Source organism: Microbacterium sp. ABR10 (genome assembly GCF_057812175.1).
Genome location: NZ_CM173821.1, coordinates 1 through 26,721, shown reverse-complemented (window position 1 = coordinate 26,721; position 26,721 = coordinate 1). Strand labels below are relative to the sequence as shown.

General features: G+C 67.1%; 26 protein-coding genes and 3 tRNA genes. 11 read left to right on the top strand and 18 right to left on the bottom strand.

Translation table 11 applies throughout. From position 1 onward, the window contains the following. Positions 1–4: 4 nt before the first annotated feature. Together ACXKZF_RS00145 and ACXKZF_RS00140 are read right to left on the bottom strand one after the other, a co-directional pair. Entirely contained in the window at positions 5–880 is an 876-nt protein-coding gene (locus ACXKZF_RS00145) for a CHAD domain-containing protein (protein ID WP_488984984.1), read from the bottom strand. Between the two features lie 109 nt (positions 881–989). Next, complete coding sequence (locus ACXKZF_RS00140) at positions 990–1,256, bottom strand: GlsB/YeaQ/YmgE family stress response membrane protein (RefSeq protein ID WP_488984983.1); 267 nt, start codon at positions 1,254–1,256, stop codon at positions 990–992. A gap of 321 nt (positions 1,257–1,577) precedes the next feature. Between ACXKZF_RS00140 and ACXKZF_RS00135 the strand changes: the two genes are divergently transcribed. Beyond that, positions 1,578–1,940 carry a histone-like nucleoid-structuring protein Lsr2 gene (locus ACXKZF_RS00135; protein WP_488984982.1) on the top strand — a complete coding sequence of 121 codons (363 nt, stop codon included), beginning with the start codon at positions 1,578–1,580 and terminating at the stop codon, positions 1,938–1,940. Positions 1,941–2,284: 344 nt separating this feature from the next. On the opposite strand, the gene ACXKZF_RS00130 is transcribed toward ACXKZF_RS00135, so the two are convergent. Continuing rightward, positions 2,285–2,368: transfer RNA gene (locus ACXKZF_RS00130), tRNA-Leu, on the bottom strand. Positions 2,369–2,522: 154 nt separating this feature from the next. Here ACXKZF_RS00130 and ACXKZF_RS00125 point away from each other — a divergent pair. Genes ACXKZF_RS00125 through pknB form a run of 7 tightly spaced genes read left to right on the top strand, consistent with a single transcriptional unit; the run spans position 2,523 to position 11,440 of the window. Beyond that, positions 2,523–3,260: an FHA domain-containing protein gene (locus ACXKZF_RS00125; protein ID WP_488984981.1), complete on the top strand. Its 738-nt coding sequence runs from the start codon at positions 2,523–2,525 to the stop codon at positions 3,258–3,260. After that, a complete protein-coding gene (locus tag ACXKZF_RS00120; RefSeq protein ID WP_488984980.1) occupies positions 3,257–3,796 on the top strand; it encodes an FHA domain-containing protein FhaB/FipA in 540 nt (179 codons plus the stop codon). The genes ACXKZF_RS00125 and ACXKZF_RS00120 overlap by 4 nt, the downstream gene beginning before the upstream one ends. A gap of 9 nt (positions 3,797–3,805) precedes the next feature. Next, on the top strand, positions 3,806–5,044 hold the full coding sequence (locus ACXKZF_RS00115; protein ID WP_055952767.1) for a PP2C family protein-serine/threonine phosphatase: 1,239 nt from the start codon (positions 3,806–3,808) through the stop codon (positions 5,042–5,044). Continuing rightward, positions 5,041–6,444 carry an FtsW/RodA/SpoVE family cell cycle protein gene (locus tag ACXKZF_RS00110; protein ID WP_055952765.1) on the top strand — a complete coding sequence of 468 codons (1,404 nt, stop codon included), beginning with the start codon at positions 5,041–5,043 and terminating at the stop codon, positions 6,442–6,444. The genes ACXKZF_RS00115 and ACXKZF_RS00110 overlap by 4 nt, the downstream gene beginning before the upstream one ends. 49 nt (positions 6,445–6,493) lie before the next feature. After that, on the top strand, positions 6,494–7,948 hold the full coding sequence (locus ACXKZF_RS00105) for a peptidoglycan D,D-transpeptidase FtsI family protein (protein ID WP_055952762.1): 1,455 nt from the start codon (positions 6,494–6,496) through the stop codon (positions 7,946–7,948). Continuing rightward, complete coding sequence (locus ACXKZF_RS00100) at positions 7,945–9,708, top strand: serine/threonine protein kinase (RefSeq protein WP_488984979.1); 1,764 nt, start codon at positions 7,945–7,947, stop codon at positions 9,706–9,708. Before ACXKZF_RS00105 ends, ACXKZF_RS00100 begins: the two co-directional genes overlap by 4 nt. 31 nt (positions 9,709–9,739) lie before the next feature. Next, the gene (gene pknB / locus ACXKZF_RS00095; RefSeq protein WP_488984978.1) at positions 9,740–11,440 is read left to right on the top strand and encodes a Stk1 family PASTA domain-containing Ser/Thr kinase; all 1,701 of its coding nucleotides are present in this window, start codon (positions 9,740–9,742) and stop codon (positions 11,438–11,440) included. Here pknB and ACXKZF_RS00090 read toward each other — a convergent pair. Genes ACXKZF_RS00090 through ACXKZF_RS00080 form a run of 3 tightly spaced genes read right to left on the bottom strand, consistent with a single transcriptional unit; the run spans position 11,412 to position 13,038 of the window. Then, complete coding sequence (locus ACXKZF_RS00090) at positions 11,412–12,068, bottom strand: anthranilate synthase component II (protein ID WP_488984977.1); 657 nt, start codon at positions 12,066–12,068, stop codon at positions 11,412–11,414. The genes pknB and ACXKZF_RS00090 overlap by 29 nt on opposite strands. Continuing rightward, on the bottom strand, positions 12,065–12,220 hold the full coding sequence (locus tag ACXKZF_RS00085) for a hypothetical protein (protein WP_200936071.1): 156 nt from the start codon (positions 12,218–12,220) through the stop codon (positions 12,065–12,067). The genes ACXKZF_RS00090 and ACXKZF_RS00085 overlap by 4 nt, the downstream gene beginning before the upstream one ends. Continuing rightward, entirely contained in the window at positions 12,220–13,038 is an 819-nt protein-coding gene (locus tag ACXKZF_RS00080) for a class E sortase (protein ID WP_488984976.1), read from the bottom strand. The genes ACXKZF_RS00085 and ACXKZF_RS00080 overlap by 1 nt, the downstream gene beginning before the upstream one ends. A 54-nt stretch (positions 13,039–13,092) precedes the next feature. Between ACXKZF_RS00080 and ACXKZF_RS00075 the strand changes: the two genes are divergently transcribed. Then, on the top strand, positions 13,093–13,332 hold the full coding sequence (locus tag ACXKZF_RS00075) for a cell division protein CrgA (protein ID WP_243223019.1): 240 nt from the start codon (positions 13,093–13,095) through the stop codon (positions 13,330–13,332). A 54-nt stretch (positions 13,333–13,386) separates the two neighbouring features. Here the strand turns inward: ACXKZF_RS00075 and ACXKZF_RS00070 are convergent, their stop codons facing one another. After that, complete coding sequence (locus tag ACXKZF_RS00070) at positions 13,387–14,316, bottom strand: rhomboid family intramembrane serine protease (RefSeq protein WP_243223020.1); 930 nt, start codon at positions 14,314–14,316, stop codon at positions 13,387–13,389. Between the two features lie 18 nt (positions 14,317–14,334). After that, positions 14,335–14,892: a peptidylprolyl isomerase gene (locus ACXKZF_RS00065; protein WP_285136694.1), complete on the bottom strand. Its 558-nt coding sequence runs from the start codon at positions 14,890–14,892 to the stop codon at positions 14,335–14,337. Positions 14,893–14,992: 100 nt separating this feature from the next. On the opposite strand from ACXKZF_RS00065, the gene ACXKZF_RS00060 reads away from it, so the two are divergent. Next, a complete protein-coding gene (locus ACXKZF_RS00060) occupies positions 14,993–15,565 on the top strand; it encodes a DNA helicase (protein WP_488984975.1) in 573 nt (190 codons plus the stop codon). After that, entirely contained in the window at positions 15,562–16,035 is a 474-nt protein-coding gene (locus ACXKZF_RS00055; RefSeq protein ID WP_488984974.1) for an aminoacyl-tRNA deacylase, read from the top strand. Before ACXKZF_RS00060 ends, ACXKZF_RS00055 begins: the two co-directional genes overlap by 4 nt. Before the next feature lie 6 nt (positions 16,036–16,041). Here ACXKZF_RS00055 and ACXKZF_RS00050 read toward each other — a convergent pair whose 3' ends face one another. The 10 genes from ACXKZF_RS00050 to dnaA form a co-directional block, all read right to left on the bottom strand. Then, entirely contained in the window at positions 16,042–16,470 is a 429-nt protein-coding gene (locus ACXKZF_RS00050) for an NUDIX hydrolase (protein ID WP_488984973.1), read from the bottom strand. Positions 16,471–16,533: 63 nt separating this feature from the next. Continuing rightward, a tRNA-Ala gene (locus ACXKZF_RS00045) sits at positions 16,534–16,606 on the bottom strand. 13 nt (positions 16,607–16,619) lie between these two features. Continuing rightward, a tRNA-Ile gene (locus ACXKZF_RS00040) sits at positions 16,620–16,693 on the bottom strand. A 68-nt stretch (positions 16,694–16,761) separates the two neighbouring features. Beyond that, on the bottom strand, positions 16,762–17,163 hold the full coding sequence (locus ACXKZF_RS00035) for a DUF3566 domain-containing protein (protein ID WP_055952731.1): 402 nt from the start codon (positions 17,161–17,163) through the stop codon (positions 16,762–16,764). Beyond that, entirely contained in the window at positions 17,160–19,790 is a 2,631-nt protein-coding gene (gene gyrA, locus ACXKZF_RS00030; RefSeq protein ID WP_488984972.1) for a DNA gyrase subunit A, read from the bottom strand. Before gyrA ends, ACXKZF_RS00035 begins: the two co-directional genes overlap by 4 nt. A 62-nt stretch (positions 19,791–19,852) precedes the next feature. Next, complete coding sequence (gene gyrB / locus ACXKZF_RS00025; protein WP_055952725.1) at positions 19,853–21,889, bottom strand: DNA topoisomerase (ATP-hydrolyzing) subunit B; 2,037 nt, start codon at positions 21,887–21,889, stop codon at positions 19,853–19,855. A 119-nt stretch (positions 21,890–22,008) separates the two neighbouring features. Continuing rightward, positions 22,009–22,497 (bottom strand): DciA family protein, encoded by a 489-nt coding sequence (locus ACXKZF_RS00020; protein WP_055952722.1) that lies wholly within the window; start codon positions 22,495–22,497, stop codon positions 22,009–22,011. After that, a complete protein-coding gene (recF, locus tag ACXKZF_RS00015; RefSeq protein WP_488984971.1) occupies positions 22,490–23,644 on the bottom strand; it encodes a DNA replication/repair protein RecF in 1,155 nt (384 codons plus the stop codon). The genes ACXKZF_RS00020 and recF overlap by 8 nt, the downstream gene beginning before the upstream one ends. Positions 23,645–23,690: 46 nt before the next feature. Beyond that, complete coding sequence (gene dnaN / locus ACXKZF_RS00010) at positions 23,691–24,842, bottom strand: DNA polymerase III subunit beta (RefSeq protein ID WP_055952717.1); 1,152 nt, start codon at positions 24,840–24,842, stop codon at positions 23,691–23,693. A 451-nt stretch (positions 24,843–25,293) separates the two neighbouring features. Next, positions 25,294–26,721: a chromosomal replication initiator protein DnaA gene (gene dnaA, locus ACXKZF_RS00005; RefSeq protein ID WP_055952715.1), complete on the bottom strand. Its 1,428-nt coding sequence runs from the start codon at positions 26,719–26,721 to the stop codon at positions 25,294–25,296.

Sequence of the window (26,721 nt, the reverse complement as noted above, 5' to 3'; positions counted from 1 at the left end):
TGGGTCAGCCCAGGCGCCTGGCCGCCTTCTTCACCGTCTTGAGGGCTTTCGGCACATCCTTCAGGTGGGCCTCGGCCCGCTCGGCCGCGAGCGCGGCGACCGCGTCATAGGGACGAGTGTCCTCCTGCGCGGTGAAGGCACGGCGGTGGAGGTCGTTCGCACGTTCGGCCAGCAGCAGGTCGTCGCGGTGATGCCCCAACAGTTTGTGCACGCGCTTCGCGGAGCGTCCCACGCGTCGAGCGTCGCCGCCGAGCAGCTCAGGATCAGCGCGGTCGACGGCTTCAGCGAGGTAGCGCAGCCGACGCGCGGCCTTGCGCACGTCGTGAAGGCGCTCGATCGAGCCGTCGCTGCGTCGCGCCGCTCGTGCGACACGGTCGGCCTCCCCGTGAAGGAGACGACGGAAGACCTTCTTCGACTTGGCGTCGGCGTCGTCGAGTTCGAGGCGCAGTCCTGCTTCGCGAACGAGCTGGGTGCGGGCGCGGGACTCCTCTGTCTCGTGCGCCGCGACGACTCGCGCATGGAGGTGGCAGTATGCCGCACGTTCGTCGCCCACGAGCCGGCGACGCGCGTCGGCATCGTCCACTCCGGTTTCCATCAGGGCGTCTTCGGCGCGTTCCGCGCGCACCTCGGCGTCGCGCGCGTGGCCGAGCAACTGACCCCACGTCTTCAGGGCCTCGTTCAACTCACGGGTCTCCCCTGCCGGCATGATCCGTCGAAACGCCGTGACGACGCTTCGCAGCCTCCGTACGACGGTGCGGTGCTGGTGCAATCCATCGGGCACGTCGGCGAGGGCTGCGGCTTCGGTGGATTCGACATCGGCCGACGCCGTCTGAACGATGCGGCGGACGATCGTCTGCGCAGAGGGGGTGTCATGGGGCATGAGCCCACCGTATGGAAGGAGCAGTCCGAGAGGGGCCCGGGTTGACGGGGGGCCGGAACGACGAAAGGCCCGGGGCGCGGTCCCACCGCCCCGGGCCTTCCTCAGATCGTCAGCGCGAGGCGCGACGTCCGACGATGAGGCCGTAGATCAGCAGGACGATGATCGAACCGCCGATGGCCAGGAGCCAGGTCTGAATGGAGAAGAAGTTCTCCAGGGGGGCGTTGAAGAGCACGCTACCCAGGAAGCCACCGAGCAGCGCTCCCACGACACCGAGGACGAGCGTGATGAGCCATCCGCCGCCCTGCTTGCCGGGGAGGATCAGTTTGGCGATGGCGCCGGCGATGAGGCCGAGGAGGAGAAATCCGAGGAATCCCATTTTTGTTCCTTTCGCGAGTGTGAACCGATGCCCACCCGTGGGCAGGCTCTCGTTATGTCCAGGTTCCTCCCAGGAAGCGATTTTCGGGGGTGGGTTGCGCAGCGCCCCGAATTCTGTGTGTCGCGCGGGCACGCGACGGTGCAGGCGCAGAAACTCGCGAGTTTTCTCGGATGCCGGGCTCAGCGCCGTGGCCTGTCCGGCTCAGCGGCGCGTCGAGGTCGATTCATATACATGATCTCGACTCGATCAACGACCCCTGGAAATCGAGAGATCGGCCGCTATGATTGGTCTTGTGTGGGGGCACAATGGGAGGGGAGTGCTGTGGCACTCGAGCAGATTTTTCGTCGACTCGACGACTTGGACGGATCCGAGTTGGACTTGGATTCCACCCCGGTGTCATTTGCTCTCGAGGGAGTTCAATACTCCATCGATTTGACGCGAGGCAACACCGAGAAGCTCCGAGAGGCTCTGGCACCGTTCATCGCCGCCGCCAGGACCGAGGGCTTCGAGAACGCCCGTCATCTGACGAGATCGCAGCGCACGATGAAGCGGCGTGCGATCCGGGAATGGGCACGGGCCAACAACCTCGAGGTGTCCGATCGCGGTCGGATCAGTGACGCTGTGCTCGACGCGTACGCGTCACAGGGAACGAACTCGCGACAGCAGCACTACGGCGCCGCCTGACCGCGCGCGCGTTCGGCGGGGTGCGCGTGCCGACGGTCGAGACCTCACCGTGGAGATCGTGGGCTCTCGATGTCGCACGTGCGCTCACCGCGCACGGCGGCCAGGTCCGGGCGCTCGCGGGCGGGCGTCACCGTCTCGCTGTGGCGCACCGATCTCCCGAGCTGCGTCTCGGTGTCGGCCGAACCTGCGGGGAGAAAGGAGCGTTCCGGGATCAACCCGTGAGCGCTCCTCCTCGCGGCGCGGAGCCTCCGGCGGTGCGGGCCCACCCGCACGGGTGGCGAACCCCCCGCTCCCCCAGACAACAAAGAAGGCCCCGGGATGAACCCGGGGCCTTCTTCGTTGTGTGCGCGAGGGGGGACTTGAACCCCCACGCCCGTGAAGGCACTGGCACCTGAAGCCAGCGCGTCTACCTATTCCGCCACTCGCGCGTGCGGGGCATCGAGGATGCCACGCGACCAACTTCCCGAGAATATCACGGCGGCCACCGCGTCACGAAACGCAGGCTCCGCAAGCGGCATCCATGACCTGTCCAGCCGTGCTGACTACGATGTGCCTACTGGTCTGCCTGCCCGAAGGAGTCTCGTGGGACTACTCGACAGTTTCGAGAAAGGTCTCGAACGCGCCGTCAATGGTGCGTTCGCGAAGACCTTCCGCAGCGGCATCCAGCCGGTGGAGATCGCCGCCGCGTTGCGCAGCGAGCTCGACAAGAAGGCCGTTGTCGTCACGCGTGATCGCATCCTGGCCCCCAACACCTTCGCGGTCCGCCTCTCCCCCGCGGACGACGAGAAGATGAGTGCACTCGGCTCGACCCTCGTCTCCGAACTCGACACCCTGGTCAAGAAGCACGCGCGCACTCAGGGCTACTCGTTCGCCGGCCCCGTCGCCATCTCGATCGAGCGCGACGCCTCCCTGTCGACCGGAACGCTGCGCGTCGACTCGCAGACCACCGAGGGCCGCATCGCCTGGCGTGGGGTCGTCGACATCGACGGCACGCGGCATCCGCTCACGGGATCGCGCACGGTGATCGGCCGTGGCAGCGATGCCGACATCACCATCCCCGACGCCGGCACCAGCCGCAAACACGTCGAGATCCTCTGGGACGGCGAGCGCGCAATGGTCCGAGACCTCGGTTCGACCAACGGCACGACCCTCAACGGCCACAAGGTGTCCGAGGCGGCATTGCCGCCCGATTCGACGATCTCGATCGGCCGCACCAATATCGTGTTCCGTGTGGTCGCGCAGGCGCAGCCGCCGCGGCGCCCGCAGGCGCCCGACGCCACGAGCATCTTCGACGTCCGGGAACGGGGACCCCAGTCATGAGTCAACTGACTCTTCTTCTTCTGCAGGGCGGCTTCCTCGTCCTGCTGTGGTTCTTCGTGTTCGGTGTCGTCTACTCCCTGCGCGCCGACCTCTTCGGCGTCAAAGTGCGTAAGCTCCCCGAGCCGGTGGCATCCCCCGCTCCGGCGGCCGCGGCCCCCGTGGCCTCGCCCGATGCCGTGACCACCCAGGTCAAGCGTCCCTCCGCACCGGTCCCCGCCCCGGCGGGCGGGCTCGCCACCACCGCGACCGTCTCGCGCATCGTCATCACGAGCGGCCCGAAGGCAGGGCTCGAGCTGCCGCTCGGCACCGAGCCGCTCACGATCGGACGCTCGAGCGAATCCGGCCTCGTCATTCGCGACGACTACACCTCCAGCCATCACGCTCGCCTCGTGCTCTGGGGCGAACAGTGGATGCTGCAAGACCTCGACTCCACGAACGGCACCTCTCACGACGGTACGCGCGTGGCGGCTCCCGTGCAGGTGAAGGTGGGTGCTCCGATCAAGGTCGGCGCGACGACGTTCGAGTTGAGGACGTAAGCCACCTCCATGGTCTTCCAGGGCTCGAGCGCCGCCATCTCCCACACGGGCAAGGTGCGCTCCAACAACCAGGACTCCGGTTACGCCGGGTCCAATCTCTTCGTGGTCGCCGACGGTATGGGCGGGCACGCGGGCGGCGACGTGGCCTCGAGCCTGGCCATCGGTCGCCTCACCGAGCTGGACCAGCCGTTCCGCTCGCCGACCGATGCCGAGCACGCCATTCGCGACGCCCTGGCCGACACCGCGACCGAGCTGATCGACACGGTGGGACGCCGCCCCGAACTCGCGGGCATGGGGACTACCGTGAGCGCGCTGGTCATGGTCGACGATTACGCCGTCATCGGCCACATCGGCGACTCGCGCATCTATCTCTACCGCGACGACACGCTCACCCAGATCACCGCCGACCACACCTTCGTGCAGCGCCTGGTCGACTCGGGCCGCATCACCCCGGAGGAGGCGCGCTACCACCCGCGGCGCTCCGTGCTCATGCGCGTGCTCGGCGACATGGACCCCGACCCCGAGGTCGACAGCTTCATCATGCCGACGCAGGACGGCGACCGTTGGCTGCTGTGCTCCGACGGACTGTCGGGGGTCGTCGACGACGACCACACCGCCAAGACCCTCGCGCTGGGCATGCCACCGGCGCGCACGGCTGACGCTCTGCTGAAGCAGGCGCTCGACGGCGGCGCTCCCGACAACGTCACCGTCGTCCTGGTCGACGTGGGAGGTCAGCACCCCGTCTTCATCGGCACCCCGACGGTCGTCGGCTCGGCGTCCAACCCGAGTGGTGTCGTCGTCCCCGCGGCGCGCACCGGACGCGGCGGCTGGTTGCACCACGCCCGTCAGGTCGCGAACGAGCCCACGCACTTCGAGCCCGCGGCCGAGTTCCTCGAGGAGCTCATCGAAGAGGACCGTCGCCGCGCGCGTCGCCGGCGGTTCGGCTGGCTCGCGGCGCTGCTCATCGTGCTAGCCGGCATCGGGCTCGGCCTGTTCGCCGGCTACAACTGGACCCAGACGCGTTATTACGTGGGTGCCGACGAGAACTCGGTCGTCATCTACCGCGGCATCCAGCAGTCCATCGGCCCCCTCACGCTCTCGACGGTCTACGAAGACACCGACGTCGCACTGGACGACCTGTCGGAATTCGATCGGCAGACGGTGGAGACCACCATCTCGGCCGGTTCGCTCGCCGACGCCCAGAGCATCGTCGATCGCCTGCGCCCCGCCCCGGAGGTAAGCGGATGACAGATCAGAAGCTCACCCGGTCGACGGATGCCGTGTCCACCGACACCGCCGTCATGCGCGCCCTCAAGAAGATCCGAGTACCCGCCACGCAGCGCAACCGCGAGCTCGGACTGCTCGTCTTCGCCATCGCCGTCTACGGTGCGGCGGTCACCCTCGTCCAGCTCGGGGCGACCGGTGCCGTCGAAACCGGGTTCCTCATCCTCGCGGGCATCCCCGCGGTCCTGGCGCTCGTCACGCACATCGTGCTGCGCTTGCGCGCCCGCGACGCCGACCCGTTCGTGCTGCCCATCGCCACCGTCCTCACCGGTCTCGGTATCGCGATGATCTACCGCATCGACCTGGCCGATCAGGCCAGCGGATGGGATGCCACGGGCCACCGCCAGATCGCCTGGGCTGTGATCGCGATGGTCGCCGCCCTCGCCGTGCTGATCTTCGTGCGCAACTACCGCGTGCTCTTCCGCTACACCTACCTGTCGGGCCTCATCGGCATCCTGCTGCTGCTCCTGCCGTTCGTTCCGGGCCTCGGCACAGACCAGAACGCCGACGTGTGGGTCTCACTCGGCTTCGTCTCGTTCCAGCCGGGCGAGCTCGCGAAGATCTGCCTGGCGATCTTCTTCGCCGGCTACCTCGTACGCACGCGCGAGAGCCTCACCTCCACCGGTACGCGCTTCCTGTTCATGACGTGGCCGCGCGCGCGCGAGCTCGGCCCCGTGCTGATCATCTGGCTTGTCTCGCTCGGCATCATCGTGCTCCAGCGCGACCTCGGTACGGGCCTGCTCATCTTCGGCATGTTCGTGGCGATGCTGTACGTCGCCACCGGCAAGACGAGCTGGGTGGTCATCGGTCTCGTGCTGGTCGCGAGCGGTGCGTTCCTGGCATCCCGTGTCCTTCCCTACGTCAACGGACGCTTCGCCAACTGGCTGAGCGCCTTCGACCCCGAAGTCATCGAGCGCGACGGCGGCAGCTACCAGCTCGTGCAGGGCATCTTCGGCCTCTCCCACGGCGGCCTGTTCGGCACCGGCCTCGGGCAGGGGCGTCCGTACATCACGCCGCTCTCGCAGAGCGACTACATCGTGCCCAGCCTCGGCGAAGAACTCGGGCTCGTGGGATTGTTCGCGATCCTGGCGCTGTACATGGTGTTCACCAGTCGCGGCATCCGGATCGGACTCGCCGGCCAAGACGACTTCGGAAAGCTCCTCGCGACGGGCTTCTCGTTCACCATCGCGCTGCAGGTGTTCATCATGGTCGGCGGTGTCACTCGCGTGATCCCCCTGACCGGGCTGACCACGCCGTTCCTCGCCGCCGGTGGATCCTCGCTCATCGCGAACTGGATCATCGTGGCGTTCCTGTTGCGCATCTCCGATGCGGTCCGCAGCCGCCCACGGGTGGTGATCGGCTGATGACACGTCCTCTCCCGCCCGTACCCGCCCCGACGACGAAGGAGGCACCGTGACCAAGGAGCTCCGCCGCCTCAGCATCGTCATGCTCGCGATGTTCCTTGCCCTGTTCACCTCGACGAGCATCATCCAGGTCGTCCAGGCCGGCGCCCTGACGAACACGGCGGGCAACACGCGTGCCCTTTACGACTCGTACGAGGTGCAGCGCGGTTCGATCATCGCCAGCGGCACGGCCATCGCGTCGTCGGTGCCCTCCGACGATGTGTTCAGTTGGCAGCGCCAGTACACGGATGCCGCGATGTGGGCGCCCGTGACCGGTTATATGAACCCGGTGCTCGACTCGAAGACGCGTATCGAGGCGACCGAGAACGGCGTGCTCAGCGGCTCCGACAATGCGGACTACTTCTCGCGCATCGAGCGCGCGGCCACCGGCCAGCTGCCGCGCGGCGCCAACGTCGAACTCTCGGTCGACGCGAGCGTGCAGAAGGCGGCCTGGGATGCACTCGGTGACCAGCAGGGCGCGGTCGTGGCGATCGAACCCTCGACGGGCCGCATCCTCGCGATGGTCTCCAAGCCCAGCTTCGACACGAACACCCTCGCGTCGCACGACACGGATGCCGTGAACGCGGCCTACGACCAGCTCGTCGCCGACGCGTCCAAGCCGCTCGACAACCGGGCCATCGAGGGCGATCTGAACCCTCCCGGCTCGACGTTCAAGCTCGTCGTGGCCTCGGCCGCACTCGCATCCGGTCGGTACACCCCCGACTCGGCCTTCCCGAACCTCGCGGCGTACACGCTCCCCCAGTCGACGAACGTCGTGAGCAACGCCGGGGGCGGCACGTGCGGCGAAGGCGACACCGTCACCATCGCCACGGCGCTGCGGCTCAGCTGCAACATCCCGTTCGCCGAACTGGCGGTCGATCTCGGCGACGACGCCATCCGTGCCGAAGCCGAGAAGTACGGCTTCAACACGCAGTTCTCGATGCCGCTGCAGTCCACGGCATCCACTTATCCCGACGCGCCCAACGCTCCTCAGACCGCCCTGAGCGGCTTCGGTCAGGGCGACGTGCGCGCGACGCCGCTGCAGATGGCCATGGTGTCTGCGGGCATCGCGAACGGCGGCGTGGTCATGAATCCGCGCATGATCGACCGGGTGATCAGACCCGACCTGTCGGTCGCGAGCGAGGGAAGCAGCAGCGAATTCGGGCGGGCGCTCGAAACCGACATCGCGGCGCAGATGGTGTCGATGATGACGGCGAACGTCCAGGACGGCGCGGCATCGAATGCAAGAATAGACGGGGTCCCGGTCGCGGGTAAGACCGGCACCGCGGAGAACGATTCCCGTCCCTACACTCTCTGGTTCACCGGCTTCGCGCCGGCGGATGACCCCCGGGTCGCCGTCGCCGTGGTCGTCGAGAACGGCGGAGGCCAGGGGCAGAGCGGGAGCGGCAACGAGATCGCCGCCCCGATAGCGAAGAAGGTCATGGAGGCGGTGCTGGGTACATGAGACCGACACAGGGTGTGACCTTCGGCGGGCGGTACGAGCTCGAGTCGCGGATCGCGATCGGCGGCATGGGCGAGGTCTGGGAAGCGACCGACCACGTCATCGGACGTACGGTCGCGATCAAGATCCTCAAAGACGAGTACATGGGCGACCCCGGTTTCCTCGAGCGCTTCCGCGCCGAGGCCCGGCACGCAGCCCTCGTCAATCACGAGGGCATCGCGAGCGTGTTCGATTACGGCGAGGAAGACGGCAGCGCCTTCCTCGTCATGGAGCTCGTGCCCGGTGAGGCGCTCTCCACGATCCTCGAGCGCGAGGGGTCGCTGTCGACCGACAAGACCCTCGACATCGTCGCCCAGACCGCAGCAGCCCTCCAGGCCGCGCACGCCGCCGGTCTCGTGCATCGCGACATCAAGCCGGGAAACCTGCTCATCACGCCCGACGGCCGGGTAAAGATCACCGACTTCGGCATCGCTCGCATCGCCGACCAGGTGCCGCTGACGGCGACCGGTCAGGTCATGGGCACCGTGCAGTACCTTTCGCCCGAGCAGGCGTCGGGCCACCCCGCGTCACCCGCGACCGACACGTACTCGCTGGGCATCGTCGCGTACGAGAGCCTGGCCGGCAAGCGCCCCTTCACGGGCGAGTCGCAGGTTGCCATCGCGATGGCCCAGATCAACGAGCAGCCCGCGCCGCTGCCCCCCACCGTGCCGGTGCCGGTGCAGAACCTCGTGATGGCGATGATCGCCAAGAAGCCGGAAGACCGTCCCGCGTCCTCGGCCGCCGTGTCGCGCGCAGCGACGGCACTCCGTCGCGGAGACCTCACGGCGGCCACCGCCGCCGTACCGGCCGTCGCCGCGGGTGCCGCGGTCGCCGACGAGGCCACGCAGCTGTTGACCGCCGGCCAGACGTCCGCCGCGACGCGGCTGATGCCGACCCCGGCTGCGGCAACCTCGCTGCTGACCGAGGAGCACATCGAAGAAGACCCCGCCCCGCAGAAGAAGCGCTCGCGGTGGACGTGGCCGCTGATCGCCCTGATCGCGCTGCTGGCCCTCGTCCTGGGCGTCACGCTCTTCAACGTCATCTCCAACCAGAGCGAGCCCGGGCCCGTCCCCACGAGCGCGGCCCCCTCGCCGACGCCCACGCCGTCGCCGACCTCGGCGACGCCGACGCCCACGCCCAGCTCGCAGCGCGTCGAGGTGTCGTCCCTCGGTCTCGAGGGCAAGACGTGCGACGACGCCCGAGCCATCCTCGAAGAGAACGACCTCGTCGCCGACTGCCAGGTGGGCAACGCGGCGACCCAGGCGAGCGACGTCGGACTCATCTACAACGTGAACCCGACGGGTGGAGTCGAAGCGGGCACCACCATCACGGTGCGCTTCTACGCGGAGCAGACGCCGCTCGAGACGCCCGGCACGCCGACCCTCCCGAGCGCGTCGGTCTCGGCCGGCAGTGACATCCAGGTGGCCTGGCAGCAGTACACCTGCCCGTCGGGTACCGGTTCGGTGACCTCGTACAACTTCACGGCGACCAACGGCACGTTCGATGCGAACGGTCAGTCGACGTCGTCCTTCCCGCCCGACGCGCGCAACGCCGCACTGAAGGTCAGCAACTCCGCCGGCCAGACGCTGCGGGTCACCTACACCGTCAGCTGCTCGGGCAGCCCCGACCGTCAGGCAGGTCCCTCGGGAGAAGCGTCGGCGTCGATCACGGGCGGGAACCCCTCCTCCTCGCCGACGCCGACCGCCACGGCCGCGTCCAACTGACCGACCCGTTTTCACGCCAGGAGCTCCATTCGTGACCACTGAGACGCGCGTCCTCTCCGGGCGCTATCGTGTCGACGACCTCATCGGTCGCGGCGGGATGGCGAGCGTCTACCGCGGGTACGACCAGACGCTCGGCCGCACGGTCGCCATCAAGATCCTGAAGTCCGACCTGGCCGGCGACGCGGCTTTCCGCACGCGTTTCCGGCTCGAAGCGCAGGCGGCATCGCGCATGGCGCACCCCACCATCGTGCGCGTGTTCGATGCGGGCGAAGACGCCGAGACCGATGTCGACGGTGTCGAACGCCCCGTCCCGTACATCGTGATGGAGCTCGTGCACGGGCGCCTGTTGAAGGACGTCATCGGGCAGGGGAAGGTGCCGACCGACGACGCGCTGCGCTACGTCGACGGCATCCTGGAAGCGCTGGAGTACTCACATCGCGCCGGCGTCGTCCACCGCGACATCAAGCCGGGCAACGTCATGATCACCGAGTCCGGCCGCGTGAAGGTCATGGACTTCGGCATCGCCCGCGCGGTCTCCGACTCGTCCTCGACCGTCGCCGAGACCACGGCGATCGTCGGCACCGCCGCGTACTTCTCGCCCGAACAGGCCAAGGGCGAATCGGTCGACGCCCGTGCCGACCTGTACTCCACCGGTGTGGTGCTCTACGAATTGCTCACGGGACGCACGCCGTTCCGGGGTGACACGCCGGTCGCCGTCGCCTACCAGCACGTCAGCGAGGCTCCCCTCCCTCCCAGCGAGATCGACGAGTCCATCCCGCGGGCACTGGATGCCATCGTGCTCCGCGCCCTCGCGAAAGACCCGTTCCAGCGTCCGCAGGATGCCGCGAGCTTCCGCGAGGCGCTGGATGAGACCGCCGACGGCAAGGCTCCCACCAAGCGCCAGATGTCGGCGCTCTCGAACGAGTTGTACGGACCGAACCCGCGTCAGGCGGCGGAAACCGCTCGCTCCCTGCGGCAGCTCAGCACCGACACGACGATGCGTCGCACGCAGGCGGGTCCTCCCGTGGCGTGGATCTGGGCGGGCGTCAGCGTGCTCGCGGTGCTCTTGGTCGCCGTGCTGATCTGGGTGATGCAGATCCAGCCGAACGACGAGGTGCCCACGACCTCGCTCACGGTGCCGAACGTCGTCGACATGTCGTACGAACGCGCCGCCGAGACCCTGACCGGGCAGCAGCTGACAACGGCCCGCGTGAACGAATCCGACGAAGAGATCGCGGCGGGCAACGTGGTGAGCACCGTGCCCGAAGCGGGCACGAGTGTGGCCGCGGGCCAGAAGATCACCGTGTACGTGTCCAGCGGTCCCGACACCGCCACCGTGCCCACGCTCGAGGGCATCAACGAGAACGAAGCACGCTCCTCCCTCGAGGCGGCGGGTCTGACGGTCGGATCCATCCGTCGGCAGAACGATCCCGCCCTCGCCGAGGGAACGGTGATCTCCTCCACCCTCGAGTCCGGCTCTGCCGTGGCGAAGGGCACGACGGTCAACCTCGTCATCGCGAGCGGCCAGGTCGTGATCGTCGACTACACCGGGTACACGCTCGAGGCGGCGCAGCGCGAGCTGGAGTCGGAAGAGAAACAGCTGACGGTACAGCGGCAGGACGACCCCGGATGCCGGGCCGCAACCCCGCCGACGGTCGCCACGCAGTCGCTGGCGCCGGGCGAGGTGCCCGTCCACAGCGAGATCACGCTGACGGTGTGCTCAGGTTCCTGACCCCGCGGGGGTGAAGACCCCGGCCACGCGCCGCTGCACCGCGCAGACCGGCATCTTCGAGCCAGCGCCCGAGCAAGAGGTGACCACCCTCGGTGAGCACGCTTTCCGGGTGGAACTGCACTCCCTCGATCGGTGCCCGACGGTGCCGGAGGCCCATGACCACGCCCTCCTCGGTGCGCGCGGTCACCTCGAGCTCGGCGGGAAGCGTTCCGGGGTCGACGGCGAGGGAGTGATACCGGGTCGCCACGAACCCGTCGGGCAGATCGTGAAAGACCCCCGCACCCTGGTGGCGGATGATGCTGGTGATCCCGTGCAGCAGCTCGGGAGCGTGTCCCACGCGTGCGCCGAACGCCGAGGCGATCGCCTGGTGACCGAGGCAGACGCCGAGGACCGGCATGCCCTCCGCGTAAGCCGCTCGCACCACCTCGACCGAGGTGCCGGCGTCATCCGGATGACCCGGGCCGGGCGAGATGAGGATCGCGTCGGCGTCGCGCACGATCCGACCGGGAAGTTCCGGGTCATCCGAGGTGCGCAGGACGGTTGCCGCACCCAGGTCACGCAGGTAACCGGCGAGGGTGTGGACGAAGCTGTCGCGGTTGTCGACGACCGCGACGCGCCACGCGGTCACTCGACCGTGACCTCCTGGGGATAGACGATGTCGCTCACCCAGGGGAAGACGTAGAAGAAGAGTCCGTACAGCACCGCCGCAAGCAGCACGAGGACGATCAGGAGGCGGATCCACCAGGGACCGGGCAGGACTCGCCAGAGGGCTCCATACATCAGGCTGCTCCAGTGGTGAGGGAAAGCGGCGGACCCGCGTCGGTGCGGGGCGTGAACGACTCGAAGACGCCGTACGCGATGGCGCGCTCCGAGAAGCCGTAGCGCGGGCTGCAAGTGGTCATGGTGATGACGCGGTCGGTTGCCTGCACCTGTGGCTGCTGCGGCAGCGGGAGAAGAACGTCGACACCGTCGGGCCGCACGTACTCGAGGTTGCGGTAGCGGTAGGTGAACCACCCCTCTTCGGTCTCGACCACGACCGCGTCTCCCACGCGAAGCGAGGGCAGATCGGCGAAGGGTGCACCGTGGCTGCCCCGGTGCCCGGCGATGGCGAAGTTGCCGACGGCACCGGGCATCGCGGTGTCGGGGTAGTGTCCAAGCCCAATCGGGTCGAGGGTGCGCGACGCGCTGACACCGCCCGCGACGGTGAAGAGGTAGTCGGGACCGAATCTCGGAATGTGGACCACGCCGAATCGCTCGGCGTCGCCCGGCTGCTCCAGCGCGGGCGGCTCCGCCGTCGGGGGGCCGGCGGGCTGGTCGGGGGCGTCGGGCGCGGCCGAGGCGCTGGGCGCCGGGAGCTGGGGATCGGCTGCCCATTGCTCACTCAGCTGTTTGCCTTCGTCCTTGAACTGGGCGCCGATGATGGCATCGCCGATCCACAGCTGCCAGACCACGAACAGCAGCACGAGGACCCCCGCCGTGACGAGCAGATCGCCGATCACACCGATGACCGACACCCGTCGACGGGGGGCGGGTGCGGGCGGAGGCGTCGACGCTGCACGCCGATCACGGCGGGTCAGCGGCTGCGTGTCGGTCTGCACGGGGCGATTCTAGTTCCGTGGGTTCGGTGACCGCTGAGCATTAGACTGTGGCCCATGGCTCGAACTGGCAAAGGCGACGACCCGATCGCAGAACGCACCGATGGCAACGCGGCTCCGAACCCGGTGTGGTTCCTCCCCATCATGATCGGTCTCATGCTGGTCGGTCTCGTGTGGGTGCTGGTCTTCTATCTCAGCAATTCCACGTTCCCGATCCCCGGCATCGGCGCCTGGAACCTCGTAATCGGCTTCGGAATCGCCTTCGTGGGTTTCCTCATGACCACCCGGTGGCGCTGACTTACACCGGTGTAATTCATCCCCATCTGTGGATGAACCTGTGGATAACTCACATCAGAACAGCACGGCGGGTATCGCCAGAAGCGCGAGCAGCGCGACGCCGAGCCCCACGAGCGACCCGATCTGCACACCGCGTCGCGATGCGGTGCGCGTACGGGCGTAGATCAGTCCGACCAGTGCTCCGGTGATCAGCCCGCCGAGGTGGGCCTGCCACGAAATGCCCACGGCGGTCAGTGACCCGATGAAGTCGCCCGAACCGATGGCGTTGATGGCCGCGAGAACGAACGGCCAGGCGAAGTTGATGGCGATCAGGATGCCGATCACGCGGATGTCGGCGCCGATGTGCCGCCCGATGACGAGCAATGCCCCGAAGAGCGCGAAGATCGCCCCCGACGCTCCGACCGTCCAGACGCCGGGAGCCAGCAGCGTCACGGCCACCGACCCGCCCAGCGCCCCCAACAGATAGAGCACCAGGAAGCGCGCGCGGCCGAGCATCGGCTCGAGACTGCGCCCGATGAACCACAGCGCCAGCATGTTCAGGCCGACGTGGAAGAACCCGCTGTGGACGAGCGCGACGGTGAAGAGCCGCCACGGTTGAAAGACCCCCGCCTGAGGCAGCACGAAGATGCTGTTGAAAGCGAGGAGGTTCGCGACCAGCCCGCCGACACCCGGGATCAGACCGATGATGTACACGAGCCCGGTCACGGCGACGATGGTGAGCGTCACACGAGGCCGACCGGAGGCGACCACGGTCATCGGCCGCGAGCGCGAAGCCCAGCGCCGCTCGGCCTTCTTCTGGGCGGGCGTCTGAGCGGCCTGCTGCTGCGCCATGCACTCCGGGCAGATGACGCCGACGGCGGCGGGTGTGCGGCACTCCGAACAGACGGTGCGCATGCACCGCTGGCACAGCACGAAGCTCTGCCGGTCAGGATGCCGGTAACAGAAGTTGTCGCTGTTGCGACGGAACTCCTCGGTGGTGGACACCCGCCGCCGCCCGTGAGGTCAGACCGAGACGACGTCGACCGAGGTGAGCACCACGGGCTCGATCGGGCGGTCGCCAGCGGCGGTGGGAACGGCGGCGATCGCGTCGACGACGGCCTTCGAGGCGTCGTCTGCGACCTCACCGAAGATGGTGTGCTTGCCCTGGAGCCACGGAGTCGGGTCGGTGGTGATGAAGAACTGCGAGCCGTTCGTGCCCTCGGGCTGACCGGTGATGGCGTTGCGGCGGAGACCCGCGTTCGCCATGGCCAGCTTGTAGGGCTGGGTGAAGTCGAGCTCGGGGCTGATCTCGTCGTTGAAGTTGTAGCCGGGTCCGCCGACGCCCTGACCGAGCGGGTCGCCGCCCTGGATCATGAAGTTGGGGATGATGCGGTGGAAGATGACGTCCTTGTACAGGGGACCGTCGCCCTTGGCACCCGTCGCCGGGTTGGTCCACTCCTGCGAGCCATCGGAAAGACCGATGAAGTTGCGGACGGTCCGGGGAGCGTGGTCTCCGAACAGGTTGACGACGATGTCGCCGTGGTTGGTGTGCAAGGTCGCGACGGCGGTGTGGTTGGCCATGAGTACATTCTCTCAGAGTTATCTGCAAGGGTCGGCGGGCCGAGCGGCCCGGTCTGGCAAGATGATCGGACGTACATCCCATCGACAGGGAGGATGAGCCGTGGGCCTCAGCCGCAAGAGCAAGAAGGAACTGCGCAAGCTCCAGAAGCACGCCGCCAAGGTGTGGGAGTCGCAGCAGGTGCTGCTGGGCGAGAGCGGGAAGGTCGCTCGTGAAGCCGGCCACCAGCTCGGTCGCTTCAGCCGCGAAGATCTCGTCCCCGCCGTACAGGACGGCTACAGCAAGTACGCCGCACCGTACGTCGACAAGAGCGTGAAGTACAGCAACCGCTTCCTGAGCAACAAGGTCGTTCCTGCTGCCGGAGCCGTGGTCGGGGGAGCGATGTCGGTGTGGGATGCCGCAGGCGACACCCGCGACCGCATCTCGAAGGGGCGTGGGTTCGAACTCGACACCCACAAGTACGCCAAGCGTGCCGAGAAGTACGGCAAGCAGGCGTCGAAGCGTCTCGCCAAGAAGCTGCCGTCGCAGCACGACGGCATCGGTGCCGGTGGCGTCATCGCCATCATCCTCGGTGTCGTGGCGGCCGCCGGCGTCGCATACGCGGCCTGGCAGACGCTGCGGGCCGACGACGAGCTGTGGGTGGCCGACGACCCACTGCGCGCCCCGGACGCGTGAGCGATCCCACCATCAGAGTCAGAGAGGCCGCGCGAGAGCGCGGCCTCTCTGTCGAGGTTCGCGAGCGTCCCGCGGCGTCGAGCCTCGATGAGGCGGCCGAACTCCTCGGGATCCCTTCGGCATCCATCGTCAAGACGCTCGTCGTCAAGCGGTCCGACGATACCTACCTCTTCGCCCTCGTTCCCGGCGATCGCGCGATCTCGTGGCCCAAGCTCCGAGCTGTGGTGGGCGTGAACAAGCTCCGTCTTCCGGAGCCCGAGTTGGCACTATCGGCGACGGGCTACGAACGAGGCACCATCGTGCCGATCGGCAGTACAACGGCTTGGCCCGTCTTCGCCGACGAACGCATCGTGGGCTCCCGCATCGCCATGGGCGCCGGCGCGCATGGCTTCAGCCTGTTCGTCGACGCCGATGACCTGATCGCCGCCTACGACGCGGTCGTCGCCGACATCACGTCCGACCGCGCCTGAGTAACGTCACGCCCGCAGGCCCGCCATTCGCAGCGCGATGTCGACCAACTGCACCCGGCGCAGTCTTCTGGCCGCGCCCAGGGTGAACCACTCTGCTCGGTCCGTCGAGCCGTCCGTCTCGTTGCGGAGCCGGCCCCCCACGATCCTCGCGCGATACACGATGCGCAGGGTGTGCAGCGGGCCGGACGAGTCGTCGGCCAAGCGCGCTTCGGCGGGGATGACCCGCGAATGGATGCCGAGCAGCTCACCCACCGAGACTCGGAACCCGGTTTCTTCTCTCACCTCACGGCGGACGGCGTGCACAGGGTCCTCCCCGGGCTCGAGTCCGCCACCGGGCAGCGTCCACGCGGCCCGTCGTCCGTCGATCCAGTGGGCGAGCAGCACGCGATCGTCGGCGTCGGTGATGACGGCGTACGCGGCGACCCGCATGTCCATGACCAGACTCTAGCGAAGAGAAAAGCGAAGAGCCGGTCCTCATGGACCGGCTCTTCGATGTTGTGGAGCCTAGGAGATTCGAACTCCTGACATCCTGCTTGCAAAGCAGGCGCTCTACCAGCTGAGCTAAGGCCCCGCGAGGGAAGGGGTGGGGCTACCAGGACTTGAACCTGGGACCTCTTCATTATCAGTGAAGCGCTCTAACCGCCTGAGCTATAGCCCCGTCTCGCTGACGTGATCACGTCAACCTCGAAGACTTTACCGGAATCCCGAGGTTTTCACGAATCGACGTCAGTTCGAAGTGAACCCGACGAGCAGGCCACCCGTCACCTTCACGGCGAGGTTGTAGATCCCCGCCATGACGGCACCGAGCACCGTGACGACGACGAGATTCAGGATGGCGATGATCGCCGCGAAAGCCATCACCTGGGGCAGCCCGACATACTGCGACAGGCTGGCTCCGCCGTCGGTGAAGCTCACGAAGAACTCATCGAGTCGCGGCAGAAGCGTTGCCGAGACGACCAGGTAGAGCAGGAAGTACGAGACCACGGTGACGATGGCCAGGGCCACCGCCGCGAGGAACGACAGCTTCACGGCCGACCAGAAGTCGATGTAGACCAGGCGCAGTCGCACCTGCTTGGCCTGGGTCTTGTGAGTCGACTTCTTCGCAAGCTTGTCAGCTACCGTGCTCATGCGTCAGTACTTTCCTCAGGGGTCTCGGGAGCGGAGGCGTCGGCCTCATCCGCAGGGGATGCGGAGGGCTCTGTGGTCGTCTCCGTCGTCTCGGCCAGGTTCCGCTCGGCGTTGCGGGCGATCGCGATGATGCGATCGTCGCCACCGGCCCGGGCGAAAACGACACCCATCGTGTCGCGTCCCTTAGCGGGCACCTCGGCCACGGAGGAGCGTACCACCTTGCCACTGGCAAGAACCACGAGGACCTCGTCACCCTCGGACACCATCATCCCGCCCGCGAGGACGCCGCGATCGTCGGTCAGACGGGCCACCTTGATGCCCAGTCCGCCGCGGTTCTGCATGCGGTATTCGGTGACGGCTGTGCGCTTGGCGTAGCCGCCTTCTGTCACCACGAAGACGAATTCGTCATCCTTGGCGACGGATGCCGAGAGCAGACTGTCTCCGTCGCGGAAGTCCATGCCCTTCACGCCCGAGGTGGACCGACCCATGGGGCGCAACGCGCTGTCGGTGGCGGAGAAGCGCAGTGACATGCCGAGTCGGCTGATGAGGAGGATGTCGTCGCCCTCGTCGACCAGCATCGCGCTGACCAGCTCATCGGCGCTGCCCTGCTCGGTGTCGTCCCCGTCTTCCGAGACCTGACCGCGCAGCTTGATGGCGATCACGCCGCCCTGGCGGTTGGTGTCGTACTCGGACAGACGGGTCTTCTTCACCAGGCCGGCGCGCGTGGCGAGGACCAGGTAGGTCGAGACCTCGTAGTCGCGGATGTCGAGGATCTGGGCGATCTCCTCGTCGGGCTGCAGCGCCAGCAGGTTCGCGACGTGCTGGCCCTTGGCATCCCGACCGGCTTCGGGAACCTCGTAGGCCTTGGAGCGGTAGACCCGGCCCTTGTTGGTGAAGAACAGCAACCAATGGTGGGTCGTGGTGACGAAGAAGTGCTCGACGACGTCATCGGCACGCAGCTGCGCACCCTTTACGCCCTTGCCCCCGCGATGCTGCGACCGGTAGTTGTCGCTACGCGTGCGCTTGATGTAGCCGTCACGGGTGACGGTGACGACCATCTCTTCTTCGGCGATGAGGTCCTCGATCGAGACGTCGCCGTCGAAGCCGTGCAGGATCTCGGTACGACGGTCGTCGCCGAACCTGTCGGTGATCGCCGTGAGCTCGTCGCGGATGATGGTGCGCTGGCGCCCGGGGGTGGCGAGGATGTCGTTGTAGTCGGCGATGCGCGCTTCGAGCTCGGTCGCCTCGTCGACGATCTTCTGGCGCTCGAGTGCCGCCAGACGCCGCAGCTGCATGTCGAGGATGGCCTGCGCCTGGATGTCGTCGATGTCGAGGAGCTTCTGCAGGCCCTCGTTGGCATCCTGCGCGGTGGGAGAGCGGCGGATGAGCGCGATGACGTCGTCGAGAGCGTCGAGTGCCTTCAGGTAGCCGCGCAGGATGTGCATGCGCTCTTCGGCCTTGCGCAGGCGATACCGCGTGCGCCGGACGATGACCTCGACCTGGTGGTCGATCCACAGGCTGATGAAGCCGTCGAGTGACAGCGTGCGCGGCACACCGTCGACGATCGCCAGCATGTTGGCCCCGAAGTTCTCCTGCAGCTGGGTGTGCTTGTAGAGGTTGTTCAGGACCACCTTCGCGACGGCGTCGCGCTTCAGCACGACGACGAGGCGCTGACCGGTACGACCGGAGCTTTCGTCGCGGATGTCGGCGACGCCGGTGATCTTGCCCTCGCGGGCGAGATCGCCGATCTTGACCGCGACGTTGTCGGGGTTGACCTGATAGGGCAGTTCGGTGATCACCAGGCACGTGCGGCCCTGGATCTCTTCGATGTTGACCACCGCGCGCATCGTGATCGAGCCGCGACCCGTGCGATACGCATCTTTGATGCCGCGCGTTCCGAGGATCTGCGCGCGCGTCGGGAAGTCGGGGCCGGGAATGCGCTGCATGAGCGCCTCGAGCAGTTCTTCGCGCGTGGCATCCGGGTTCTCCAGAGCCCACAGCGCGCCGGCTGAGACCTCGCGGAGGTTGTGCGGCGGGATGTTCGTCGCCATACCGACGGCGATGCCGACCGAACCGTTGACGAGCAGGTTGGGGAAGCGGGCCGGCAGAACCGTCGGCTCCTGGGTCTGGCCGTCGTAGTTGTCCTCGAAGTCGACCGTCTCTTCTTCGATGTCGCGCACCATCTCGAGCGCGAGAGGAGACATTTTCGTCTCGGTGTACCGCGGGGCGGCCGCGCCCTGATTACCGGGGGAGCCGAAGTTGCCCTGGCCCAGGGCGAGCGGGTAGCGCAGCGACCACGGCTGCACCAGACGCACGAGAGCGTCGTAGATGGGGGCATCACCGTGCGGGTGGTAGTGCCCCATGACCTCGCCGACGACGCGCGCGCACTTTGAGAACGACTTGTCGGGGCGGAAGCCGCCGTCGTACATGCCGTAGATCACACGGCGGTGCACGGGCTTGAGGCCGTCGCGCACGTCGGGCAGAGCACGCCCGACAATGACGCTCATCGCGTAGTCGAGGTAGCTCCGCTGCATCTCGAGCTGCAGGTCGACCTGATCGATCTTGCCGTGGTTGTGAGCCGCTTCCTCGGGCGCTTGGGTGGGCTCGGGAGTGGTGTCGTCAGCCATGTCTTCTCAGTTCCGTAGTGCGTGCGTCGTCTGTCGGTGCCGTCGGTGTCGCGCCGACGCGATCAGATGTCGAGGAAGCGGACGTCTTTGGCGTTGCGCTGGATGAACGTACGACGCGACTCGACGTCTTCACCCATGAGCACCGAGAAGATCTCGTCGGCCGAGGCGGCGTCGTCGATCGTGACCTGCTTAAGCGTGCGGGTCTCGGGGTCCATCGTGGTCTCCCACAGCTCGTGGTCGTTCATCTCGCCCAGACCCTTGTAGCGCTGGATGCCGTTGTCTTTCGGGATACGGCGTCCGGAGGCCTGTCCATCGACGAGCATCGCGTCGCGCTCGCGGTCGCTGTAGGCGTATTCGTGCGGGTGATTCGACCACTTGAGGCGGTAGAGCGGCGGCTGGGCGAGGTAGACGTAGCCCGCCTCGATGAGCCCGCGCATGTAGCGGAAGAGCAGCGTCAGCAGCAGCGTGGTGATGTGCTGGCCGTCGACATCGGCATCGGCCATGAGGACGATCTTGTGGTACCGAGCCTTGGCCATGTCGAAGTCTTCGCCGATACCCGTGCCGAAGGCCTGGATCATCGCCTGCACCTCTTTGTTGCCGAGGGCGCGGTCGAGGCGGGCACGCTCGACATTGAGGATCTTGCCGCGCAGCGCCAGGATCGCCTGCGTGTGCGGGTCGCGTCCCTGCACGGCCGAGCCACCGGCCGAGTCACCCTCGACGAGGAAGATCTCGCTGATCGACGGATCCTTCGAGGTGCAGTCCTTGAGTTTGTCGGGCATCGCGGCCGACTCGAATACGCTCTTGCGGCGCGCGGTCTCGCGCGCCTTGCGGGCGGCGAGGCGCGCGGTCGCGGCGTCGATCGCCTTGCGGATGATGTTCTTCGCCTGGCCCGGGTTGCGGTCGAACCAGTCGCCGAGCTTGTCACCGACGACCTTCTGCACGTACGCGCGAGCCTCGGTGTTGCCGAGCTTGGTCTTGGTCTGGCCCTCGAACTGCGGCTCGGACAGCTTCACGGAGATGACGGCGGTCAGACCCTCGCGGATGTCGTCGCCGGTGAGGTTGTCGTCTTTCTCCTTGAGGAGGTTGTTCGCGCGCGCATAACGGTTGACGAGCGTCGTCAGCGCGGCGCGGAAGCCCTCTTCGTGCGTGCCGCCCTCGTGGGTGTTGATGGTGTTGGCGTAGGTGAAGACGTTCTCGGTGTACGCCGTGGTCCACTGCATCGCCAGCTCGAGGGCGATCTTGCGGTCGGTGTCCTCGGACTCGACCTCGATGATCTCGTCGTTGACGACGTCGGCCTTGCGCACGCGGTTGAGGTGCTCGACGTAGTCGACCAAGCCGCGCTCGTACAGGAACGAGTCGTGCCGGGGCGCGGTCACCTCTTCGCCGGGTTCCCCCTCGGTGACGATCGACTGGGGGCGCTCGTCGCGCAGGCTGATGCGGAGTCCCTTGTTGAGGAACGCCATCTGCTGGAAGCGCGTGCGCAGCGTGTCGTAGTCGAAGTCGACGGTGTCGAAGATCGTTGCGTCCGGCCAGAACGTGATCGTCGTGCCCGTCTTGTCGCTCTCCTCTTCTTTGGCGAGGGGGGCGAGCGGCACTCCTCCGTCGCGGAATGACTGGCGCCACACGTGACCCTGACGCTGCACCTCGACTTCGAGGCGCGTCGACAGGGCGTTCACGACGGAGGAGCCGACGCCGTGCAGGCCGCCCGACACGGCGTAGCCGCCGCCGCCGAACTTGCCGCCGGCGTGCAGCACGGTGAGCACGACCTCGACGGTCGATTTGCCCTCTGTACGGTGCATGTCGACAGGGATGCCGCGGCCGTTGTCGATCACGCGGACGGCGCCGTCGCTGAGGATCGTGACGTCGATGGTGTCGCAATAGCCGGCGAGGGCCTCGTCGACGGAATTGTCGACGATCTCTTGCACGAGGTGATGGAGTCCCCGCTCACCCGTGGATCCGATGTACATGCCGGGACGCTTGCGAACGGCTTCGAGCCCTTCGAGCACCTGGATGGCGTCTGCCCCGTACTCGTTGGGAACCTTCGCGGGGGTGGTCGCTTTGGGTTCCTCGGAAACGCTGTCGGGGTTTTCGGACGTCATGAGTGAACGCGCTCCAGATCGATTCGTCGGAACCCCCATCTTACCGCGCGCCGGTCCTTGAAATGGCCTGTACGCCCCTACGCGGGGACAAATCGCGTCGAGTCGGGATCGACCATGGCCTAGCCGTAGGTATCGCGCGGACCACGGCCTGGAACGGCTCTGGGCCCCCATTTCCAGGAGGGGACGTCCGGCCCTACGAAGCGGATCGCTTCGACCCCCGCCTCGGGGAAACGTCTGAGGATCTCCGACAGGATGTGCGCGCGCATCAGCTGCAGCTGTTTCGCCCATGCGGTGGAGTCCGCCTGCACGGTGAGGGTTCCGGCATCCAGCGCCACCGGGCGCGTATGCGCGGCGGTGTCGGCTCCCGCTACCTCGTCCCACGTGCGCACGAGATCCTCGCGCGACAGCTGGGCCTCCCACCCGGCCGAACGGGTGAGCGCAGAGAGGACGTCGCCCAAGCCGCGCGGATCGCGCCCGGGCGTGAAGGGAGCGTTCTCTCCATCATCCGTACGTCGCCGGCGCTTCTTCTTGCGGTAAGGCGTCGGCTCGAGACCCCGCAGCCGCAGGTACGTCGACATCGTCTCGGGCAGTTCGGGTTCGTCACTCATCGTCGGCCTCTGTGATGCGGCCCGCATCGACCCGCACAACGTGCGCCCGGAGGGCGTCCGGAATGTCTTCTTCGACGGCTGCGGTGACGATGACCTGCTCGTAGCCGCGGGCGAGCTCGGCCAGGCGCGTTCGGCGCCCGACGTCCAGCTCGGCGAACACGTCGTCGAGGATCAGCACCGGGTCACCCAGCCGCGACTCAGCGCGCAGGAGTTCCGCGGATGCCAGCCGCAACGCGAGGGCAACCGACCACGACTCTCCGTGCGAGGCGTATCCCTTCACGGGGAGGCCGCGCACCTGGAGAACGAGATCGTCGCGGTGGGGACCGACCAGGGTGAGCCCACGCTCGAGCTCCGCCGAGCGACGGGCGGTCAGTGCCGCGCGGAATTGGTCGGCGAGCGGCTCCGAGGAGCGATCCGGGGCCGCGGGGTCACCCTCTTCCGGATCCCCCCCGCCTACCGACAAAGCCCAGGACAACCGCGGTTCGTGATCGGCGCCCGCAATGGCCGCGTACGCGTGCGCAACGGGGTCGGAGAGATCGGATGCCAAAGCCACACGCGCCTCGATCACCTCCGTTCCGAGAGTGATCAGCTTGTCATCCCATACGTCGAGCGTGCTGAGCGCGTCGCCGCGGACTCCGCGGGCCCTGGCGGACTTGAGTAGTGCACTGCGCTGACGGAGCACGCGATCGTAATCCGCGAGCACTGCCGCCATGCGTGGCGTGCGCTGGACGATCAGCTGGTCGGCGAAGCGGCGCCTGGCAGACGGATCGCCGCGGACGATCTGGAGGTCTTCGGGCGCGAACAGCACGACCTGCGCGTAGCGCGGGAGCTCGGAGGTGCGCACATTCACGCCGTTGACCCGGGCCTTGTTCGCACCCTGCCGGTTGAGCTGCAGTTCGAGCAGCACCGTGCGCTCACCGTGGGCGAGTCGTGCCCGGACGATCGCGGCATCCGTCCCGTCGCGCACGAGAGGAGCGTCGTTGGACACCCGGTGCGAACCGAGGGTGGCAAGGTAGGCGACGGCTTCGACGAGGTTGGTCTTGCCCTGACCGTTCCGGCCGACGAAGACGTTCGCACCGGAAGAGAGCGAGACATCGGCTTCCGCGTAATTGCGGAAGTCCTTCAGTCCGAGCTGCTCCACGATCACCGGGTCAGACTACCCGCCCCCTCCGACACGGCCGGGGTGCGCCGGCTCAGCGCAGCAGAAGGTTGGGCTGCAGAAGGTACTTGAACGACCCCTCGCCACCCTTGTCGATCGACGTTTGGGGGGTGACCAGAACAGGGCTGAGCTTGTTGGCGTTGTCGCTCGAGGTGAACGTGATGCGGGCGAACTCGCTACGCACCGCACCGAGCGACTCGAGGAGGTACTGCGGGTTGAGTCCCAGGGTGACCTCGTCGCCTACGAGCGTCGCGTCGACGGACTCGGTCGCCCGGGCCTGCTCGGTGCCGGATGCGTCCATGGAGACACCGTCGGGGCCGAACGTGAAACGCAGCGGCGCGGACCGATCGAGCACGAGTGCGACACGGCGCACCGCTTCGGCGAGATCGGCGGTGTTCACGACGCTGTGGTGCTCCGTCTGAGCCGGGAACAGTCGACGAACCGGCGGGAAGTTCCCCTTGATGAGCAGCGACGTCACCGTCTTGTTACCCGACGAGAAGGCGATGATTTCACGGTCGCCCGAGCCCGAGAAGGCGATCGAGATGTCGCCGCCGTGCGCGAAGGTCTTGCCGACCTCCTGCAGGGTGCGCGCGGGCACCAAAGCCGACGTCGGTTCATCGGATGCCGCAGCACCGCCGTCCCAGGGGATCTCGCGAAGCGCAACGCGGTAGCGGTCGGTGGCGACCAGGCTGAGCTGCGTCCCGGTGACCTCGAGCTGCACGCCGGTCAGCACCGGTGTGACGTCGTCGCGCGACGCCGCGAAGGCGACCTGGGCGATGGCCGTGGCGAACTCGTCGGCGGGGACCAGGCCGGACTCGCCGGAGACCTCGGGAATCGCGGGGTATTCCTGGACGGGCATGGAGGCGAGGGTGAATCGCGCCGAACCGCACGTGAGCAGGATTCCTCCGTCGTCGTCGACGGTGATCTGGATCGGCGCGTTCGGGAGACGGCTCGCGATGTCGCTGAGCAGGCGGCCGTGGACGAGGATCGTGCCCGGTTCGTCGACGGTGGCTTCGATCGTCGTGCGCGCGGAGGCTTCGTAGTCGAACGCGGCGAGGGTGAGTCCCTGCTCGCCGGCTTCGATGAGCACACCGGCCAGGATCGGCTGGGGATTGCGCTGAGGCAGGAGCTTGACCACGAACGAGACGGCTTCGCTGAACACATCGCGATTGACGTGGAACTTCACGGGTGCTCCCTTGACGGCGGGTATGGCTTTCCCATGCTAGTGCCCCCTCTGCGACGGGCACGCCGAGTGCTGTCGGCACGGCAAGGTCATCGAATCTGCCTTAACGAAGAGATGGAGTCTTCATCTTGTTAACCGCTGTGGATTCTGTGGATAACTCCCGACACGCGTGTTAACAGCAGGGAAGGAGGGGGTTGGTCGCTGTGGACGGTGCGCGGAGAGCCTGTGCTGTTAACAGCGATGGGCGCCTCCCACCGGTGGCGCCCATCCACAGGGTTAAGGCATTCGTGCACACGTCATCCGCAGGAAAGCCAAGTTATCCACAGGTTTTCCACACTGTGCAGAACCTCGAGTGAAACACCATGCCGGCGGGCTTGCATGCCTGATCAGAGGGCGAAAAACACGAAAGGGCCCGATCCACGAACGTGGACGGACCCCTCCGGGAGAACGGCACTCAGCGCATGCGGCCGAGCTGGCTCGTGATCTCCGAGACCTGGTTGAAGATCGATCGGCGTTCCTTCATCAGGTCGCTGATCTTCTTGTAGGCGTACATGACCGTCGTGTGGTCGCGGTTGCCGAAGAGCTGCCCGATCTTGGGCAGCGACAGGCTCGTGCGCTCACGGCACAGGTACATCGCGATCTGGCGCGCCGTCGCGACGGCCTGTGAACGGCTGGAACCGTAGAGGTCGTCGACCGACAGCTTGAAGTACTGTGCCGTCGCCGTGATGATGTCGGTCGGTGAGATGACGTTGGCGTCGTCTTGGTCGATGATGTCGCGCAACACCGTCTGCGCGAGTGACATGTCGAGCGTCGACCGATTCAGGCTGGCGAATGCCGACACCCGGATGAGAGCGCCCTCGAGCTCGCGGATGTTCGACGACACGACCGTCGCGATGTACTCGAGCACATCGTCGGGAATGAGCAGTCGCTCGCTCTGTGCCTTCTTACGAAGGATCGCGATGCGGGTCTCGAGGTCGGGCGCCTGGACGTCGGTGATCAGGCCCCACTCGAAGCGGCTGCGCATACGGTCCTCGAAGCCCGTCAGCTGCTTCGGCGGCAGGTCACTGGTGATCACGACCTGCTTGTCGTGGTCATGCAGTGTGTTGAAGGTGTGGAAGAAGGCTTCCTGGGTCTCGGCACGCCCCTGCAGGAACTGGATGTCGTCGATGAGGAGGATGTCGACGTCGCGATAGCGGGCTTGGAACGCCGAGCCGCGGTTGTTGGCGATCGAGTTGATGAAGTCGTTCGTGAACTCCTCGCTCGAGACGTACCGCACGCGGATGCCGGCGTACATGCTCGCGGCGTAGTCGCCGATGGCGTGGAGGAGGTGTGTCTTGCCGAGGCCGGAATCGCCGTAGATGAACAACGGGTTGTACGCCTTGGCGGGTGCTTCGGCCACAGCGACAGCCGCCGCATGGGCGAAGCGGTTGGACTGGCCGATGACGAAGTTGTCGAAGGTGTACTTGGGGTTCAGGCGCGTGTCGTTACGCGATGCGGGAACGATCGGCTCCGGGGCCTGGTCGATGACGTTCGAGTGCACGGCGATCGTCGGCGATGACGCGTTGCGCTCGCCGCCCGCCGTGCTGCCGGCGCGGTGGGACTCGACGATGTCGGGGTTCACGACGACACGGAACGTGCCGACATCGGGGTCGCTGCCCTGCACCTGGGCGAGGGCTTCGAGGATGGGCGCGCGCATGCGCTTGTTGAACTGCGCGGCGGTGAGGTCGTTGGGCACGTCGAGGTAGAGCGTGCCGCCCATGACGCCCTGCGGAACAGCCAGATTGAGGAAACCGTGCAGCTGGGGTGTGACGCGGTCGTCGGTGAGAAGATGGTCCAGCACGGCTGACCAGACGGGGACATCCGGTACTTCGTGCAGAGACAT

What these genes read in the sequence shown, in the direction of transcription:
- ACXKZF_RS00145 (WP_488984984.1), bottom strand. Translation starts at nt 880, where the DNA reads ATGCCCCATGACACCCCCTCTGCGCAGACGATCGTCCGCCGCATCGTT.
- ACXKZF_RS00140 (WP_488984983.1), bottom strand. Translation starts at nt 1,256, where the DNA reads ATGGGATTCCTCGGATTTCTCCTCCTCGGCCTCATCGCCGGCGCCATC.
- ACXKZF_RS00120 (WP_488984980.1), top strand. Translation starts at nt 3,257, where the DNA reads ATGAGTCAACTGACTCTTCTTCTTCTGCAGGGCGGCTTCCTCGTCCTG.
- ACXKZF_RS00115 (WP_055952767.1), top strand. Translation starts at nt 3,806, where the DNA reads ATGGTCTTCCAGGGCTCGAGCGCCGCCATCTCCCACACGGGCAAGGTG.
- ACXKZF_RS00110 (WP_055952765.1), top strand. Translation starts at nt 5,041, where the DNA reads ATGACAGATCAGAAGCTCACCCGGTCGACGGATGCCGTGTCCACCGAC.
- ACXKZF_RS00100 (WP_488984979.1), top strand. Translation starts at nt 7,945, where the DNA reads ATGAGACCGACACAGGGTGTGACCTTCGGCGGGCGGTACGAGCTCGAG.
- ACXKZF_RS00085 (WP_200936071.1), bottom strand. Translation starts at nt 12,220, where the DNA reads ATGTATGGAGCCCTCTGGCGAGTCCTGCCCGGTCCCTGGTGGATCCGC.
- ACXKZF_RS00075 (WP_243223019.1), top strand. Translation starts at nt 13,093, where the DNA reads ATGGCTCGAACTGGCAAAGGCGACGACCCGATCGCAGAACGCACCGAT.
- ACXKZF_RS00065 (WP_285136694.1), bottom strand. Translation starts at nt 14,892, where the DNA reads ATGGCCAACCACACCGCCGTCGCGACCTTGCACACCAACCACGGCGAC.
- ACXKZF_RS00050 (WP_488984973.1), bottom strand. Translation starts at nt 16,470, where the DNA reads ATGGACATGCGGGTCGCCGCGTACGCCGTCATCACCGACGCCGACGAT.
- ACXKZF_RS00035 (WP_055952731.1), bottom strand. Translation starts at nt 17,163, where the DNA reads ATGAGCACGGTAGCTGACAAGCTTGCGAAGAAGTCGACTCACAAGACC.
- gyrA (WP_488984972.1), bottom strand. Translation starts at nt 19,790, where the DNA reads ATGGCTGACGACACCACTCCCGAGCCCACCCAAGCGCCCGAGGAAGCG.
- gyrB (WP_055952725.1), bottom strand. Translation starts at nt 21,889, where the DNA reads ATGACGTCCGAAAACCCCGACAGCGTTTCCGAGGAACCCAAAGCGACC.
- ACXKZF_RS00020 (WP_055952722.1), bottom strand. Translation starts at nt 22,497, where the DNA reads ATGAGTGACGAACCCGAACTGCCCGAGACGATGTCGACGTACCTGCGG.
- dnaA (WP_055952715.1), bottom strand. Translation starts at nt 26,721, where the DNA reads ATGTCTCTGCACGAAGTACCGGATGTCCCCGTCTGGTCAGCCGTGCTG.